We start from the raw sequence: 16,560 nt of genomic DNA, 5'->3' as shown, positions 1-16,560 counted from the left end.
CTCAGCCTCCGCCGCCGAAACTGGCCGCCAGGGTACCGACCGTCATGGACCAGCCATCCACCAGCACGAAGACCATCAGCTTGAATGGCAGCGAGATGATGAGGGGCGAGAGCATCATCATCCCCATCGCCATCAGCACGCTGGCGACCACCAGGTCGATGACGAGGAAGGGAATGAACAGCATGAAGCCTATCTGGAAGGCGGTGTTTAGCTCGCTCAATACGAAGGCGGGCAGCAGCACGCCGAAGGGCACCTCGCTCTTGGCGAGGGTGGTGGGCTCGCCGGAGATGCGCAGCATCTGCTCCAGATCCGGCTCCCTGGTCTGGGCCAGCATGAATTGCCGCAAGGGTTTCTCCGCCCGGGCCAGCCCCTCGGACAGGGTAATCTCGTTCTGGTCATAGGGCACGAAGGCGTGCTGATACATTTCGGTCCAGACCGGTCTCATGATCACCAGGGTCAGGATCAGGCTGATGCCGATCAGCACCCTGTTGGGGGGGCTCTGCTGCAACCCCATGGCCTGACGCAGGATGGCCAGCACTATGATGATCCGGGTGAAGCTGGTCATCATCAGCAACAGAGTCGGCAACAGACCCAGCAGGGTCATGAAGAAGAGGATCTGCAGCTTGATGCTGTAATCCTCGCCCCCGGTATCGCTGGGGGAGACAGAGAACAGCGTCATGTCCGCGCCCCAGCTCGGCAGCGCGAACAGCAGCAGGGCAACCGGCAGATAACGCATCAGTCGTTCATGCCACCCAGCAGCTTGGTGTCGACCACGTCGACCAGGCGCAGGCCGTACTTGCCATTCACCACCACCACCTCGCCCCTGGCCAGCAGGCGACCGTTGACCCGCACATCCAGCGGTTCGCCCGCCAGCTTGTCCAGCTCGATGACGGCCCCCTCTTCCACCTTCATCAGTTCACCCAGCGCGACTTCGGTGCTGGCCACTTCCAGCGTCACCTTGACCGGGATCTGATGGAAAAAGGAGAGATCCCGCTGCTTGCTGCTACTGGTGGGCGCCATGTAGTCGGCCGCACTCGGCATGCTGATATCATCACCAAACAGCTGATCCAGGCCATCCAGATCCAGCGGGTCATTCATGTTGTGCTCGTTCACGATTCGACTACTCCTCTACCACAGTCGCAACCTGATACACCAGGCTGCCTTTATGTTCAGCAATGCGTCCATTAAAACAGGGGCGGTTGCCGATCAGGGCCGGCACCACCTCGGGCAAATCCAGCGAGAGCACATCCCCCACCTTGAGGCATTCCAGATCCGCCAGTGTCATGGACATCTGCCCCATGACCACTCGCAGTTGCACCGGCACCTGAGTCAGGGCCTGCTCAAGCTGCGCCTTCTGCACGGGATGACCGGCTCCTATGCTGAGGGTCTCCTCGGGAGGCGCCAGCCAGAACTGCCAGTCATGGTTGCTGCCACCGGCCAGCATGCTGGCCTCTGTCACCCAGAGCCGGGTTGCCGGCACCGCATCCCGGGTGACCAGGGTCAGCTGCCAGGCGAGGTCTCCCTGACCGAGGCAGGCAGACCAGATGTCGATCTGGTACTGGCATAGCCGCAGCAGCAATCGCTGCTCGGTATCGGTCAATCCCCTGCCATGGGCGGTCGTGGCGCCCTTGTGTTGCAGGGAGCCACCAAAGAACAGCACGGCAAGCTGATAGATGACGGTGGGAGAGATGGAGAAATAGGCGACACGCTGGGCATCCAGCGGGGTGCGCGCCTCGACCCAGATCAGGGTATCTTCGCGATCCTGGGGCAGAGCGGAAGAGAAATCCTGATAACCCAGTTCGCAATCCGCCGCATTGAACAGCTGGGCCATGCAGCCCGATGCCTGCTGCGAAAAAGAGCCCAGCTGGGCGTTGAGCTGCTTGAGCCGCGCCTGATTGGCTCGCTCGACGCCCAGCAGATCATAATGGGGAAGGGTTTTGCCCCGCTGCGCACAGAGCAACCGGGAAGGTGTGAGCATTACGCCGCTTGATGACATTACAAATCCACCTTTGCCATTTTCATCTCGCCCTACTGCCTTATAGAGACACTCATCAGGCCAGCCGCGTGATCGATACAAATAGTCCAGCCGACATAGAGCGACCGAAACGGGCGAGAACTTTATTACAAAACCCCAAAAGGCGCCACGCGGCCGCATGGCCAGCCGAAAATAAAAATCCCGGCACCAGAGGTGCCGGGATTTTAAGGTAATCACTTACCAGAAATAGGTCGGAGTCGGCCTGTAAGCCGGGTTCTGTACCGGGTTGCCCCGGGTAGCAATCATTCCTCTAGGCCAGCAATCGCTCACTGGCTCAAGCAACCTACCCGCCCCCAACGCGGGCCGCGCCAATAGGGGCCTATTTGGTCTTGCTTCGGGTGGAGTTTACCGTGCCACGAACTGTTGCCAGTCGCGCGGTGCGCTCTTACCGCACCCTTTCACCCTTACCTGATCCCTTGCGGGCCATCGGCGGTTTGCTCTCTGTTGCACTGGTCGTAGGCTCGCGCCTCCCAGGCGTTACCTGGCACCCTGCCCTATGAAGCCCGGACTTTCCTCCCCTCCGCCCGTCTGTCCCGAGGGACACAACGACGAAGCAGCGATTGCCCAGCCGACTCCGAGGCGCGGATTATAGCCTCGTGACACAGTGGGGTAAACCGGCAATTCCCGTTTGCAGCAATTAATAGTGCGCCAACCCCTGCCAGCCGGGCCCACTCTTGCGGGCCACCTGGCTTGCACCAGTCAGAACGCTCTCATTTTGCCTATTTTTACGCCTTGGCGGTGCTCATTTGGCCTGCTTGCACGGCTCAGTGGTGCTCGAGACCATATTTGTAGAGGGCATTCTTTTTCACACCGTGGATCTCGGCGGTAAGAGCAGCCGCTTTTTTCAACGGCAGCTCCGCCACCAGCAGCCCCAGGGTGCGGATCGCCTCGGCGGGCAACTCTTCATCTACCTTGCTGGCACCGGCCACCACCAGCACTATTTCACCGCGGCAGCGATTATCGTCTTCCCCAAGCCAGGTCAGCATCTCGGAGGCAGGCAGACCGTGGATGGATTCGAAGGTCTTGGTCAGCTCGCGGCACACCACCACCTGGCGTTCACCGAGGATGCGAGCGATGGCTTCCACCGTATCCTGCACCCGGCGCGGCGACTCGTAGAACACCAGGGAACGGGTGTCTTCGATGACGGCCTGAAGCCGATCGTCACGGCCCTTGGCTTTCGCCGGCAGAAACCCTTCGAAGGAGAAGCGATCTGTGGGCAGACCGGCGGCAGAGAGTGCAGTGATGGCGGCGCAAGGGCCCGGCAGCGGCACCACCTTGACCCCAGCCTCGCGACAGCGGGTGACCAGATGATAGCCAGGGTCGCTGATGAGCGGCGTCCCTGCATCCGAGACCAGGGCGACGCTCTTGCCCTCCTTGATCCGGCCGATCAGCACATCCGCCTTCTGCTGTTCGTTGTGATCGTGCAGGGCGAAGGTCGGCACCGAGATTTGGTAGTGGCTGAGCAGGATGCCGGAGTGCCGGGTATCTTCGGCTGCCACCAGATCGACGCTGCGTAAAATGTCCAATGCACGCTGGGTGATATCCGCCAGATTACCGATGGGAGTGGGGACTATATACAGGGTTGGGGTGTCACTCATGGGATCTCCGAGTGTCCCGACAATTGTGTCGCCATATTGGCCCGTTTACACTATGGAGAACTTCAACACTGGTCGGGGAATGAACTTGAACCGGGTTACAAAGCAGCTAAGTGTATCACGACTCTTCGGCATCATACTCGCGGCAGTACTGCTCGCCGCCTGTGCGTCGGAGCCCAACCCATCCTCCGCGGAACCCGGCATGCCGTCGGCGTTCTCGGATCTGACCAAGAATGCCCAGTGGTATCTGGAGCAGGTGGATCCCGCCAAACCGGCTGAGGCCTTCACCTGGCAGGTGATGGCGGCGCGCAGTTATCTGGCGCTCGGTCAGGCCAAACCGGCCGCCGCCCTGTATCAACAGTTGCAGAAGCAGGCCGGCAACCCGGTGCAGCAGGCACAACTGCAACTGCTGCAGGCGCACCTCCTGCTGGCCCAGGGCAACGCCAACCAGGCCCTGATCCTGCTGGAAGGCAAGCCGAATGTGGCCCTCGATGCCGATACCCAGAAGGATTGGTATCGCCAGCGGGTGGTGCTGCAACTGGACATCAACAACAAGTTTGGCGCGGCCAAGTCGCTGATCCTGCTGGAGCCTTACCTGGCCAAGAATGAGCTGGCCACCAACCACCAGCAGATCTGGTCCCTGCTGAAAAGCATGACCCCCTCCACCCTGCAGGCGCTGGAAGAGGCGCCGGCCCCCGACGTGACCACTGGCTGGCTGCGACTGGCGGCACTGGTGAACGAGTTTGGCGCCCAGCCAAGTCAACTCGCGCGCCAGCTCGCAGGCTGGAAGCAGAGCTTCCCGAACCACCCGGCCCAGACTGACATGCCGGCCGGCCTCGGGGATCTCGCCACCACGGATACAGGTGTACTGCAGCAGGTCGCCGTCTTCCTGCCCCTCTCCGGCAACCTGGAGGCGCAGGGCGCCGCCATCCGCAACGGCATGCTGATGTCCTACAAGGATAATCAGGGGCAATTCACCCTGAACTTCTATGACACTCAGGGCAAGGCGATGGGGGATCTCTACAAGCAGGCGATCCAGGAGGGGGCCAACATGATCATTGGCCCGCTGCTGAAAGATCAGGTCGAGGAGCTGCTCAAGGCCAACCCGACAGTGCCGGTGCTGGCGCTCAACGAGCTGGACAAGCCGATCATCAACGACAACACCTTCTATTTCTCCCTCTCCGCCGCCGCTGATGCGAGCCAGGCAGCCCAGTACCTCTATGGTCAGGGTTACCGCAAGCCGCTGCTGATCGCGGCGCAAGGCCGGATTGGCTACAGCAGCATCAAGGCATTCGAGCAGGCCTGGGCTGGCGTCAGCCAGGAGAAGCCCGTGGTCGCCACCTTCGGGGCACGCAACGAGGTGCAGGGCATGGTCAAGAATGCCCTGAGCGGTCGTTCCACCGCCCGGGCCGGGGAGATAGTGCAGCTCTCTGATGCGGCACCGCGCAGCATAGACGCCGTCTATGTGGTAGCCAACAGCCTGGAGACCCGGATGATCAAGCCCTATGTGGACATCTCGGTCAATCCCATGGGCAGCCTGCCCATCTACAGCAGCTCGCGAGGCTATGACAGCGGGGCGACAGAGGTGGCTTCCGAACTCAACGGCATGCATATCTCCGACATGCCGCTGCTGTTGGGAGGCTATGAGCAACAACGGGAACAGATAGCTCTGCTCTGGCCACAGACCCAGGGTGACCTGCTGCGCCTGTTTGCCCTCGGCTACGATGCGGTCAGCCTGGCCGGCAACCTGCCGCAGATGCGCAAGCTCAATGCCATGCAGCAACCGGGCATGAGCGGGCAGCTGAGCGTGGATCCCCAGGGCAACATAGTGCGCATGCTGGACTGGGCCACCTACCAGAATGGCAAGCTGGTCAGCGACAGCGCCGTGCCCCAGCTGGAGGACGCTACCCATGAAGAGGCTACTGGCACAGCTGCACCAGCAGTGGTTGAACCTGTTGCCGTCGGCAGCGACGAGCAAGGGACAGCACTTTGAGCAAGTAGCGGAACGCTGGTTGCAGGCCCGCGGCCTGCAACCAGTTACCCGCAACTACCGCTGCCGTGGTGGTGAAATAGATCTCGTCATGCGCCAGGGGGATACCCTGGTGTTTGTCGAGGTCAGATATCGCGCTCGGGCCAGCCATGGCGGAGCCGCCAGCTCGGTCACCCGGCGCAAACAGCACAAGATCGTGCTGGCCGCGCGCCACTATTTCAAGCAACATGCCATCAACGAGGCCAGCCAGGCCTGCCGATTCGATGTGATCGCGTTCGAGGGCGACCAGCCAGACTGGATCCAGAACGCTTTTTAAGAGGACCCCATGACTGATCCCATCAAAGAGAATTACACCGAAAGCATCCAGACCAAGATAGCCGCCGCCGAGGCGCTGCCGGACGCCATCCACACCGCGGCCCAGATGCTGACTATCTGCCTGCTCAATGGCCACAAGGTCATGGCATGCGGCAATGGCCCCTCCTCTGCCCTGGCACAGTTGTTCATTTCCGAGCTGGTCAACTGCTACGAGACACCACGCCCCTCCCTGCCCGGCCTGGCCCTGACCCCCGACATGGCCACCATCAGCGCCATCGCCACCGACCACGGCTTCGAAGAGGTCTATGCCAAGCAGATCAGGGCTCTGGGTCAGCCCGGCGACATCCTGGTGGTGCTCACCACCACGGGCAACAGCCGCAGCCTGATCAAGGCCGCTGAGGCGGCACTCTCCCGCGACATGACCATCATAGTGCTCGGGGGTGGCGATGGTGGTGAAATCGCCGGCCTGCTCGGGCCCAATGACGTGGAGATCCGCGTGCCGTCCGCCCGCCGCCCTCGCATTCTGGAAGTGAATCTGTTGACCCTGCACTGCCTCTGTGATCTCATCGACCAGACACTTTTCCCGCAACAGGAAGATTGAAACCATGAAGAAGCCTATTCTCGCACTCGCCCTGCTGACCGGCGCCCTGCTGCTGCAAGGCTGTGCCGCCGTGGTAGTGGGTGGCGCAGCCGGTACCGCCAAGGCGACCGGGGATCGCCGCACCCTGGGTGCCCAGTGGGACGATCAGACCATAGAGCTGAAAGCGGCCAATCTGCTGGCCGACAACAAGTCGCTGAGCGCCTCCAGCAAGATCAGCGTCTACAGCAACAACGGCCGTGTCTTGCTGGTCGGTCAGACACCGTCTGACGCTTACAAGCAGGAAGCGGGCAAGATTGTGGGTCGGATCGAAGGGGTTCGTCATGTCTACAATGAGCTGCGTCTCGGCAAGCCGGTGAGCATAGGGGTGCGCAGCAACGATACCTGGATCACCTCCAAGGTAAGGGCCGACATGCTGGGCACCAAGAACTTCGACAGCACCAAGGTCAAGGTAGTCACCGAGAACAGCGAGGTGTTTCTCATCGGCCTGGTGACCCGTCAGGAAGGGGATCAGGCAGTGGAGATCGCCCGCCACGTCAGCGGAGTGAAGCAGGTTATCAAAGCCTTCGAGTTTGCCCAGAACTAAGCGGGCAATGATGAGATAAAAAAACGCAGCCAGTTGGCTGCGTTTTTTATTTGATGACTTTCAGGGTCGGACGACCCGTCGGGCGCGGTGGCTCCGGCTCGGGTTCCACCGGCGCCTCGGCCTGCTCCAGCCAGAGATCGTAGCCCGGCTCAGGCGGGAACAGGGTTCCCACGCCGTTTTCCCTGGCATGGATGGCCAATATGGCCGCCATGGGAATGTAGACCTGCTGTGACACGCCGCCGAAGCGGGCGCTGAAACTGACGGCATCATTATCCATGTGGAACTGGCCCACGGCCCGAGGCGCTATGTTCAGGACGATCTGCCCATCCTGCACGAACTGCATCGGCACCATCACATGGGGGATATTGGCATTGACCACCAGATGCGGGGTCAAGTCGTTATCCAGCAACCAGTCAAAAAACGCCCGCAACAGATAGGGGCGACTGGGTGTCATGGTCGGTTCCATACTACTCATACGCTGGCACGGATCTCGCGTTCAGCCTCGGTCAGGGAGGCCTGGAAGGATTCACGTTCGAACAGACGGACCATGTAAGCCTTCAGCTCTTTGGCACCGCGACCGGTGAAGTCGATGCCCAGGCTCGGCAGACGCCACAGCAGCGGAGCCATGTAGCAGTCAACCAGACCGAACTCTTCGCTCATGAAATAGGGCATTTCACCGAAGATCGGCGCTATGGCCAGCAGGTTGTCACGCAGCTCGGCACGGGCGGCTTCGGTATCGGTGCCCGCCATGATCTTGTCGGCCAGCGAGTACCAGTCCAGCTCGATGCGATGCATCATCAGACGGCTGTTGCCGCGAGCCACCGGATAGACAGGCATCAGGGGCGGGTGCGGGAAGCGCTCGTCCAGATACTCCATGATGATGCGCGAGGTGTACAACGCCAGCTCGCGATCCACCAGAGTCGGTACAGTGTTGTACGGGTTCAGCTCGGCCAGCTCGTCCGGCAGGTTGCTCGGGTCAACCTGGCAGATATCCACGCTAACACCCTTCTCCGCCAGGACAATACGCACCTGATGGCTGAACATATCGTTGGCACCGGAAAACAGCGTCATTACCGAACGCTTATTGGCAGCTACAGCCATTGAACCCTCCCGTCATTAAAAAGCAGAAACGGCAATGAAGCATCTTGATCTCCATTGCCGTGCGTCATATTACTCCGATCTGGTCGCTTAGTGAACGTCGCGCCAGAATTCCTTCTTCAACAGCACAGTGAAGATGAAGAAGATTGCGATGAAACCTAGCACCCAGAAGCCCATGCGTTCGCGCTCCTGCTGCACCGGCTCAGCCGAGTAGACCAAGAAGTTTACCAGATCCAGTACCGTCTGATCATATTCTTCGTTGTTCATTTCACCATTGCCGTCAGATTTGATGCTGACGACTTGCTGCATCTCCACTCCATCCAGGGTGTGGGTCTCGAACTCGGCACGGGGAGTCCCCTGCAACGGCTCCAATACGTGGGGCATGCCCACGGACGGGAAGACCGCATTGTTCACACCGAACGGCCGGGTTTCATCCACATAGAAAGAACGCAGATAGGTGTAAATCCAGTCGGCGCCCCGCACCCTGGCCACCAGGGTCAGATCCGGTGGCGGCGCCCCGAACCAGCGCGCCGCATCCTTCTCGGACATGGCGCTCTTCATCAGATCGCCAATCTTGGCGCCGGTGAAGACCAGGTTCTCCCTCATCAGCTCTTCCGGAATGCCTATGTCGGCGGCAACCCGGTTATAGCGCTGATATTGGGTGGAGTGACAGCCGGCACAGTAGTTCATGAAGGTCGCGGCCCCCCGTTGCAGGGATGCCTTGTCACTCAGGTCGTACTCTGCCTTATCGAGGGGGAAGCCACCGCCAGCGGCCAATACCAGACCGGGCAGCAGGGCCAGCACTGCAAAAATTATTCTTTTCATTTGAATGTCACCCTCTCCGGCAGCGGCTTGGTGCTCTCATTCTTGCTGTAGAAGAACAACAGGACGAAGAACCCGAAATAACCCAGAGTGCAGAGCTGCGCGATCAGCGTCAGCATCGGCGTCGATGGCAGAACGCCCAGCACACCCAGGATGACGAAGCAGAACACGAACTGGGCGATGTTCAGCTTGTGCAGGGTGCTGCGGTAGCGCACCGAACGCACCTTGCAGCGATCCAGCCAGGGCAACAGGAAGAGCACGACGATGGAGAGCCCCATCATGATGACCCCCAGCAGCTTGTCCGGCACAGCGCGCAAGATGGCGTAGAAGGGGGTGAAGTACCAGACAGGGGCTATGTGCGCCGGCGTCTTCAACCCATTCGCCACTTCAAAGTTCGGTTTCTCGAGGAAGTAGCCCCACATATCCGGCTTGAAGAAGATGATGGCGCAGAACAGGAACAGGAAGCCCGCCACACCTATCATGTCCTTGACGGTGAAGTAGGGATGGAATGCCACCGCATCCAGCGGCCAGCCCTTCTCATCCTTGTGCTTCTTGATATCGATACCGTCCGGGTTGTTGGAGCCCACCTCGTGCAACGCCAGTATGTGCATGGCAACCAGCATCACCAGCACCAGCGGCAGTGCGATGACGTGCAGCGCGAAGAAGCGGTTCAGGGTAGCCCCGGAGATGACGTAGTCCCCCCGGATCCACAGGGTCAGATCGTCACCTATGACCGGAATGGCACCAAACAGCGAGATGATGACCTGAGCCCCCCAGAACGACATCTGTCCCCAGGGCAGCAGGTAACCCATGAAGGCTTCGGCCATCAACACCAGGAAGATCAGCATGCCGAAGATCCACAGCAGCTCGCGCGGCTTCTGATAGGAGCCGTAGATCATGCCGCGAAACATGTGCAGATAGACCACAACGAAGAAGGCGGAGGCGCCGGTGGAGTGCATGTAGCGCAGCAGCCAGCCGTAGTCCACGTCCCGCATTATGTATTCCACGGAGGCAAAGGCTCCCTCCGCCGACGGGTTGTAGTTCATGGTGAGCCAGATGCCGGTGATGATCTGGTTGACCAGCACCAACATGGCAAGGGAACCGAAGAAGTACCAGAAGTTCAGGTTCTTGGGAGCCGGATACTTGGCCATGTGGTCGTTGTACATGGCCGTGAGCGGGAAACGATCGTCAATCCAGCCCATGAGTTTGGCAAACATGGTCAGGCCTCCTTGCCATCGGCACCGACCAGAATGGTGGTGTCGCTAAGAAATTGGTATGGCGGAATGACCAGGTTCAGCGGTGCGGGCACGCCCTGGAACACTCGACCGGCCATGTCGAACTTGGAACCATGGCATGGGCAGAAGAAGCCGGAGGTCACCCCTTGCACCTGCTCGCCGAAGCTGTCCGGCAGGTAGGAGGGGGAGCAACCCAGGTGGGTACAGATACCGACCGCCACGAAGATCTCCGGCTTGATGGATCTGTAGCCGTTGTGGGCATAGTCCGGCTGCTGTGGCTCATCGGAGGCGGGATCGCGCAGTTTGTCATCGTGTGTGGCCAGGGCATCCAGGGTCTGCTTGGTGCGCTTCACCACCCAGACCGGCTTGCCGCGCCACTCGACGCGGATCAGCTGACCCGGCTCCAACTTGCTGATATCCACCTCTACCGGTGCCCCTGCCGCTTTGGCTTTGGCACTCGGGTTCCATGACTTTATAAACGGCACTGCGGTAAAAGCAGCTCCTACACCGCCAACGGCAACCGTTGACCAGGTAAGAAATCTGCGGCGACCGGTATCAACTGGCGCATTGCTCATCCAAAAACTCTCCCATGTGGACTCCGCTCATTCTTATAGTGTCCCCGTTTCCTATCTCCTCTCCCTCTGACAACTGCGGCGGAAGCGGAGTGGCAATTGACACAGAAAGACCATGGAAATTTTAAAGAAAAGATAACAATTTGACAAGAAAGAGAAGCGATGGGCAAAAACAATAAATACACAAATTTTTGTCTTTTGTGACGTATGGTTAGCATTGGCGTAGGTAATATTACCAATAAAAAAAGCCTGGCACATGGCCAGGCTTTTTTGACACTCGTGAGAGTGCGTACCAAAAGCGAATTAACGCTTGGAGTACTGCGGACGCTTACGCGCTTTGTGCAGACCGACTTTCTTACGCTCAACCTTACGGGCATCGCGAGTAACAAAGCCAGCTTTACGCAGTTCGCCACGCAGGGTCTCGTCGTACTGCATCAGAGCACGAGTGATACCGTGACGGATCGCACCAGCTTGACCGGAGATGCCACCACCGTTAACGGTGATGTACAGATCCAGTTTCTCGGTCATCTCAACCAGTTCCAGCGGCTGACGAACTACCATGCGGGCAGTCGGACGACCAAAGTATTGCTCCAGGGAGCGCTGGTTGATTACGATTTTACCGCTACCCGCTTTGATAAAGACGCGAGCAGTGGAGCTTTTGCGACGGCCGGTACCGTAGTATTGATTTTCTGCCATGTTGCCAGTTCCCGTTAGATATCCAGTACTTGAGGTTGCTGAGCAGCATGAGCGTGCTCTGCGCCTGCGTAAACTTTCAGCTTACGGAACATGGCACGGCCCAGCGGACCCTTCGGCAGCATGCCCTTGACGGCAGCTTCGATTACCATTTCCGGCTTGCGCTGAATCAGCTTGTCAAAGCTGATGGACTTGATACCACCCGGGAAACCGGAGTGAGCGTGGTACATTTTGTCGGTAAATTTCTTACCGGTTACGTGTACCTTCTCAGCGTTTACAACGATGATGTAATCACCGGTGTCAACGTGCGGAGTGTATTCAGCTTTGTGCTTACCACGCAGACGAGCAGCGATCTCGGTTGCGATACGACCCAGAGTTTTACCTTCTGCGTCCACAATGTACCAGTCACGTTTTACGGTTTCTGGCTTGGCAACGAAAGTTTTCATTAAGTTAAACCCAATTACCTGTTACAGACCCAATTGCTTATGGGGGCTCTCCCACAAACAACAAACGATGGCCTACCTGTACCCCTTCGAATACAAGTAAAGCTTAAAGTGTTGCTGTCTTATCGACAGCTGTAACGTGGGCCGGGCGATTATAAGTGAAGTTGCCTTAAATATCACCTGCTAATTTCACTGCCATGAAGCTAGCAAATGTCGCCCGGCCCTACCTGCCGCAGATGCCCATCCGACTGGCAGGCGCGGTATTGTGACTAAGGAAGGTGCACTCTGGCAAGGTATTCGTGCGATTGCATTTCCTGGAGCCGTGAAAGACAGCGCTTGAATTCGAAATTCAGCAGGCCATCTCCGTAGAGCGCGGCCATGGGCACCGCCGCCGACAGAATGAGTTTGACATGCCGCTCATAGAACTCGTCCACCATGGCGATGAAACGGCGCGCCGCATCGTCCGTGCCTGTGCCCATGTGCTGCACGTTGGCCAGCAGGACGGTGTGAAACTCCCGGGCCAGCTCTATGTAGTCGCCTTGGGATCGCGGAGTACAGCAGAGCTGCTCGAACTCCATATAAAGCACACCTTCCCCCACGCCCAGCGCACTCAACTGGCGATGGTTGATCTCCAGCGTGGCGGCCGTGATCTGCGCCAGCCCGGTCAGTTGCCCAAAATAGCGGTCCAGGTTGGACTTGGCCTGCTGATCCAGCGGGAAGTGATAGATTTCCGCCTGCTCCAGGGTGCGCAGCCGGTAGTCGACGCCACCATCCACATTGAGCACCTCGCAGTGCCGCTCTATGAGGGCGATGGCAGGCAGGAAGCGGGCTCGCTGCAGCCCATTGCGATAAAGGTCCCGGGGCGGGATGTTGGAGGTGGCCACCAGCACAACGCCATGACCAAACAGTTCCTGGAACAGGGTGCCCAGCAGCATGGCATCCGTGATGTCGGAGACGAAAAACTCGTCAAAGCAGATGATGTCTGTCTCGCCGGCCAGCTTGCTGGCGATGAGCTTGAGCGGATCGGCCTGACCGGTCAGCCCCTTGAGTTCATCGTGCACCCGATGCATGAAACGGTGGAAGTGGATACGCAGTTTGCGCTCCCCAGGCAGGCTGTCGAAAAAAGTATCCATCAGCCAGGTCTTGCCTCTGCCCACTCCGCCCCACATATAGAGACCCAGGATGGGCTCGCGGGCTTTCGGCTTTTGCAGCCAGCCGAGCAGGCCACGGGATCTGGTCGGAGTCGGGCTGGCGCACAAATCCTGATAGAGTCGCTCCAGGCGGGTCACGGCCATCGCCTGGGCCGGGTCGGCCAAAAAGCCGGGACGCTGCAAATCCTGCTGGTATTTTTGCTGCGGGGTCATCCTGTAAACCGCCTCCAAGTCCCTGAATGAGGGACAAAATGGTATCACGCTCTCGGGGGGCACGGTATAGTGCCAACGAGGCATCGCGGTCAATCCGGCCGCCTCAAACTCATCGATTTAGCTGTAACAAGGAGCTTCTATGACTCTGTTAAACGGGATCCTGCTGGCGGTAGCCGCCCTGATCATCGGCGTGTTGATCGGCCGTTTCACTGTCCGCAGCCGGGATGCCGGGCGCCTGGAACAGGAGCTGAAAAAGGCTCACAAGGAGCTGGAAAGCTACCAGGGCCAGATCACCACCCACTTCGCCGACAGCGCCGCCCTGATGGAGCAGTTGGCCGATCAATATCAGACCCTCTATCGCCACATGGCCGAACAGAGCAAGTTCCTCGCCAAGGCGCAGGAGCCCTTGTTCCGCGAACCTCAGGCGGAAGAAGGCAACGCTGACTCCGCCAGCGAGGAGCCGGGCCAGCCGCCCCGTGACTACGCCGGTGCCTCAGGCCTGCTCAAGCAGCCTGGTTAGCCTCTGGTGGAACTAATTACGCCTTATCGTGGTCAGACCTTGACGATTGCATTGCAACTTTTTCTGGGAGCTGTTTCTCATATGCGTAAATCTCTTTCTGTATTCAGTGTGTTAGCCCTCAGTGTCGGTATCGCCCTGTCCGCAGCGCCGGCACAAGCCGCCCTGCCCCTGATGGGCAACAGCCAGGAGATGCCGAGCCTGGCCCCCGTGCTCGAGCAGGTAACCCCTGCCGTGGTCAATATCTCCGTCTCTGGCAAGAAGATCACCCGCCAGCGCCTGCCGGAACAATTCCGCTTCTTCTTCGGCCCCAACATGCCCGATGAGCAGGTGAGCGAGCAGCCCTTCCAGGCCCTTGGCTCCGGCGTCATTATCGATGCCAAGAAGGGCTATGTGATCACCAACGCCCACGTGGTCCACGAGGCGGACGAGATCAAGGTCAACCTGAAAGACGGTCGCGAATACGCGGCCAAGAAGATAGGTGAAGACAAGCAGTCCGACATCGCCCTGCTGCAAATCAAGGCGGAGGACTTGGTGCAGATCCAGTTTGCCGACTCGGACGATCTGCGGGTCGGTGACTATGCCCTGGCCATCGGCAACCCCTTCGGCCTGGGTCAGACCGTCACCTCAGGCATCGTCAGCGCCCTGGGTCGCAGCGGCCTCAACATCGAGAATCTGGAGAACTTCATCCAGACCGATGCGGCCATCAACTCCGGCAACTCGGGCGGCGCCCTGCTCAACCTGCGTGGGGAACTGATCGGCATCAACACCGCCATCCTGGGCCCGAACGGCGGCAACATCGGCATCGGCTTCGCCATCCCCTCCAACATGGTGCGCGATCTGTCCGAGCAGATCGTGAAATACGGTGAAGTGCGCCGTGGCCAGCTTGGGATCACCGGTACAGAGTTGACCACCGATATCGCCAAGTCCTTCGGCTACAACAAGAAGGATGGTGCCTTCGTCAACCAGGTCATGCCTGACTCCGCCGCAGCCAAGGCGGGCATCAAGGCCGGCGACATCATCATCAGCATAGATGGCAAGCCCATCCGCTCGTTCGGTGAACTACGCGCCAAGATCGCCACCATGGGCGCCGACAAACAGGTTGCTCTCGGCCTCATCCGTGATGGCAAGGAGCAGACCGTCAAGGTCACCCTGAAGAAGGCCGATGACAGCGAGATCCTCGCCAGCGCCCTGCACCCGGCACTGGAAGGGGCCAAGCTCAGCACCACCTCGGATCCGGTGACCGGCGTAGCTGTGGCCGACATAGATCCGCGCTCCCCTGCCGCCGCTGCCGGCCTGCAGAAGGGCGACATCATCATCGGGGTCAACCGTCTGCGCATCAACTCCATGGATGAGCTGACCAAGGCCTTGAAGAACAAGCCGGAAGTGCTGGCGCTGAACATACAGCGCGGCGACTCCTCGCTCTATTTGGTGATCCGTTAAGTCCCTCACACCCGCGGCAACCGCCGCGGGTGATTTTTATCCACCGATAATGTTATTCTCTGCGCGCAGCATGTACGGACGAGAATGACATGAAAATCCCACCTTTGATCAGTTACTTGGGCAAGTCTGTCGGCTTTGGCCTCACCGTGGCTGCGCTCCTGTTGCTGCTGTTCCCCAGTTTTCGGGGCGGCGCCCCCCTGCCGGGCCTCATCACCAATGCCCGCGAGCTGAGTTTCTCCTATGCCGCCCACCGCGCCGGTCCTGCCGTCGTCAACATCTATACCCGCAGTTTCGCCGGCAATCGCGGCGAGAAGGCAGAGCTGAGGCCACAGGGGCTGGGCTCAGGGGTCATCATGAACCAGCGCGGTCATGTGCTGACCAACTACCACGTCATCGCCGATGCGGACCAGATCATAGTCGCGCTGCAGGATGGCCGGGTATTCAGCGCCGAGCTGGTCGGCACCGACAAGCTGACCGATCTCGCCGTGCTCTACATAGAGTCGGACAACCTGCCGGTGATACCTCAGGATCCGGAGCGGCTGCCGGACGTGGGCGATGTGGTGCTCGCCATCGGCAACCCCTACAACGTCGGCCAGACCATCACCCAGGGCATCATCAGTGCCACCGGTCGCATCGGTCTCTCCAGCATGGGGCCCGACAGCAACGGCCGGCAGGATCTGCTGCAGACCGATGCCGCCATCAACGAGGGCAACTCGGGTGGCGCCCTGGTCAATGGCCGTGGCGATCTGGTGGGCATCAACACCGCCGCCTACCACCTCAACGGCAATCAGGAGAGCTACGGCATCAGCTTCGCCATCCCCTACAAGCTGGCCAAGCGGATCATGGACGAGCTGATCGCCAATGGCCGTGTCATTCGTGGCTACCTCGGCATCTCCAGCGTCGAGATCAACCCCATAGTCGCGCGCATGATGAATCTCGGTGAGCTGCAGGGTCTGGTGGTGGAGAGCCTGGATCCCGACGGCCCCGCCACCAAGGCCGGCCTCAGGCGCGGGGATGTGTTGCTCAAGATCAACGGCGAGGCCATCAGCGGCGTACGCCCCGTGATGGACAAGATCGTCGAGAGCCGCCCCGGTACCAAGCTGACCATCTCGGTGATCCGCAATGGCAAGCCCCTGGACGTCGACGTCATCATAGAGGAAGACGTGCGCTACCAGAATCTGCCCACCAGCAGCGCAGTCCCCGCCAGCTGACGGCAAGGGAACCAATAGAGGGGCCATCAGGGCCCCTTTTTCG

19 protein-coding genes and 1 other RNA gene are annotated in these 16,560 nt (G+C 59.6%); 7 read left to right on the top strand and 13 right to left on the bottom strand.

Going from position 1 to position 16,560, the window contains the following annotated elements; translation table 11 throughout:
- Nucleotide 1: 1 nt before the first annotated feature.
- The 5 genes from fliP to rsmI all read right to left on the bottom strand — a co-directional run bounded on the left by fliP (nt 2) and on the right by rsmI (nt 3,633).
- The gene (fliP, locus tag WIR04_RS02000; RefSeq protein ID WP_025328505.1) at nt 2-736 is read right to left on the bottom strand and encodes a flagellar type III secretion system pore protein FliP; all 735 of its coding nucleotides are present in this window, start codon (nt 734-736) and stop codon (nt 2-4) included.
- Nucleotides 736-1,113 (bottom strand): lateral flagellar motor switch protein LfiN, encoded by a 378-nt coding sequence (gene lfiN, locus WIR04_RS01995; RefSeq protein ID WP_025328506.1) that lies wholly within the window; start codon nt 1,111-1,113, stop codon nt 736-738. The genes fliP and lfiN overlap by 1 nt, the downstream gene beginning before the upstream one ends.
- A 7-nt stretch (nt 1,114-1,120) precedes the next feature.
- Nucleotides 1,121-1,978, bottom strand: coding sequence for a lateral flagellar motor switch protein LfiM (gene lfiM, locus WIR04_RS01990; RefSeq protein WP_338890062.1), 858 nt, complete (start codon nt 1,976-1,978; stop codon nt 1,121-1,123).
- Between the two features lie 246 nt (nt 1,979-2,224).
- Nucleotides 2,225-2,611: RNase P RNA component class A (gene rnpB / locus WIR04_RS01985), an RNA gene on the bottom strand.
- Between the two features lie 188 nt (nt 2,612-2,799).
- Nucleotides 2,800-3,633, bottom strand: a complete 834-nt coding sequence (gene rsmI / locus WIR04_RS01980; RefSeq protein WP_025328508.1) for a 16S rRNA (cytidine(1402)-2'-O)-methyltransferase — start codon at nt 3,631-3,633, stop codon at nt 2,800-2,802.
- 199 nt (nt 3,634-3,832) lie between these two features.
- Here rsmI and WIR04_RS01975 point away from each other — a divergent pair, with 199 nt between their 5' ends.
- The 4 genes from WIR04_RS01975 to dolP are packed head-to-tail and all read left to right on the top strand — an operon-like array spanning nt 3,833 to nt 7,119.
- Nucleotides 3,833-5,623 carry a penicillin-binding protein activator gene (locus WIR04_RS01975; RefSeq protein ID WP_338890059.1) on the top strand — a complete coding sequence of 597 codons (1,791 nt, stop codon included), beginning with the start codon at nt 3,833-3,835 and terminating at the stop codon, nt 5,621-5,623.
- The gene (locus WIR04_RS01970) at nt 5,541-5,936 is read left to right on the top strand and encodes a YraN family protein (protein WP_080675242.1); all 396 of its coding nucleotides are present in this window, start codon (nt 5,541-5,543) and stop codon (nt 5,934-5,936) included. Before WIR04_RS01975 ends, WIR04_RS01970 begins: the two co-directional genes overlap by 83 nt.
- A gap of 9 nt (nt 5,937-5,945) precedes the next feature.
- Nucleotides 5,946-6,536, top strand: a complete 591-nt coding sequence (locus tag WIR04_RS01965; protein ID WP_005331389.1) for a D-sedoheptulose-7-phosphate isomerase — start codon at nt 5,946-5,948, stop codon at nt 6,534-6,536.
- A 4-nt stretch (nt 6,537-6,540) separates the two neighbouring features.
- The gene (gene dolP, locus WIR04_RS01960; protein WP_106885641.1) at nt 6,541-7,119 is read left to right on the top strand and encodes a division/outer membrane stress-associated lipid-binding lipoprotein; all 579 of its coding nucleotides are present in this window, start codon (nt 6,541-6,543) and stop codon (nt 7,117-7,119) included.
- A 46-nt stretch (nt 7,120-7,165) separates the two neighbouring features.
- Here the strand turns inward: dolP and WIR04_RS01955 are convergent, their stop codons facing one another.
- The 8 genes from WIR04_RS01955 to zapE form a co-directional block, all read right to left on the bottom strand.
- A complete protein-coding gene (locus WIR04_RS01955; protein WP_025328512.1) occupies nt 7,166-7,573 on the bottom strand; it encodes a ClpXP protease specificity-enhancing factor in 408 nt (135 codons plus the stop codon).
- A 17-nt stretch (nt 7,574-7,590) separates the two neighbouring features.
- Nucleotides 7,591-8,220 carry a stringent starvation protein SspA gene (sspA, locus tag WIR04_RS01950; RefSeq protein ID WP_025328513.1) on the bottom strand — a complete coding sequence of 210 codons (630 nt, stop codon included), beginning with the start codon at nt 8,218-8,220 and terminating at the stop codon, nt 7,591-7,593.
- A gap of 87 nt (nt 8,221-8,307) precedes the next feature.
- A complete protein-coding gene (locus WIR04_RS01945; RefSeq protein WP_025328514.1) occupies nt 8,308-9,042 on the bottom strand; it encodes a cytochrome c1 in 735 nt (244 codons plus the stop codon).
- Complete coding sequence (locus tag WIR04_RS01940; RefSeq protein WP_338890054.1) at nt 9,039-10,256, bottom strand: cytochrome bc complex cytochrome b subunit; 1,218 nt, start codon at nt 10,254-10,256, stop codon at nt 9,039-9,041. The genes WIR04_RS01945 and WIR04_RS01940 overlap by 4 nt, the downstream gene beginning before the upstream one ends.
- 2 nt (nt 10,257-10,258) lie before the next feature.
- The gene (gene petA / locus WIR04_RS01935; protein WP_025328515.1) at nt 10,259-10,849 is read right to left on the bottom strand and encodes a ubiquinol-cytochrome c reductase iron-sulfur subunit; all 591 of its coding nucleotides are present in this window, start codon (nt 10,847-10,849) and stop codon (nt 10,259-10,261) included.
- 300 nt (nt 10,850-11,149) lie between these two features.
- Nucleotides 11,150-11,542, bottom strand: a complete 393-nt coding sequence (gene rpsI, locus WIR04_RS01930) for a 30S ribosomal protein S9 (RefSeq protein ID WP_005891084.1) — start codon at nt 11,540-11,542, stop codon at nt 11,150-11,152.
- Nucleotides 11,543-11,556: 14 nt separating this feature from the next.
- Nucleotides 11,557-11,985, bottom strand: coding sequence for a 50S ribosomal protein L13 (gene rplM / locus WIR04_RS01925; RefSeq protein ID WP_005336289.1), 429 nt, complete (start codon nt 11,983-11,985; stop codon nt 11,557-11,559).
- A 266-nt stretch (nt 11,986-12,251) separates the two neighbouring features.
- Complete coding sequence (gene zapE, locus WIR04_RS01920; RefSeq protein ID WP_338890049.1) at nt 12,252-13,346, bottom strand: cell division protein ZapE; 1,095 nt, start codon at nt 13,344-13,346, stop codon at nt 12,252-12,254.
- A gap of 139 nt (nt 13,347-13,485) precedes the next feature.
- Here zapE and WIR04_RS01915 point away from each other — a divergent pair, with 139 nt between their 5' ends.
- The 3 genes from WIR04_RS01915 (at nt 13,486) to degS (ending at nt 16,517) form a co-directional block, all read left to right on the top strand.
- The gene (locus WIR04_RS01915; protein WP_025328517.1) at nt 13,486-13,866 is read left to right on the top strand and encodes a YhcB family protein; all 381 of its coding nucleotides are present in this window, start codon (nt 13,486-13,488) and stop codon (nt 13,864-13,866) included.
- 81 nt (nt 13,867-13,947) lie between these two features.
- On the top strand, nt 13,948-15,306 hold the full coding sequence (locus tag WIR04_RS01910) for a Do family serine endopeptidase (protein ID WP_025328518.1): 1,359 nt from the start codon (nt 13,948-13,950) through the stop codon (nt 15,304-15,306).
- A gap of 89 nt (nt 15,307-15,395) precedes the next feature.
- Nucleotides 15,396-16,517: an outer membrane-stress sensor serine endopeptidase DegS gene (degS, locus tag WIR04_RS01905; protein ID WP_025328519.1), complete on the top strand. Its 1,122-nt coding sequence runs from the start codon at nt 15,396-15,398 to the stop codon at nt 16,515-16,517.
- Nucleotides 16,518-16,560: the final 43 nt, after the last annotated feature.

This window comes from Aeromonas rivipollensis, from assembly GCF_037811135.1.
In the GTDB taxonomy this organism is placed as follows: Bacteria; Pseudomonadota; Gammaproteobacteria; order Enterobacterales; family Aeromonadaceae; genus Aeromonas; species Aeromonas rivipollensis.
Note: the sequence above shows the minus strand (reverse complement) of the source record. Positions and strands in the feature narration are given on the sequence as shown.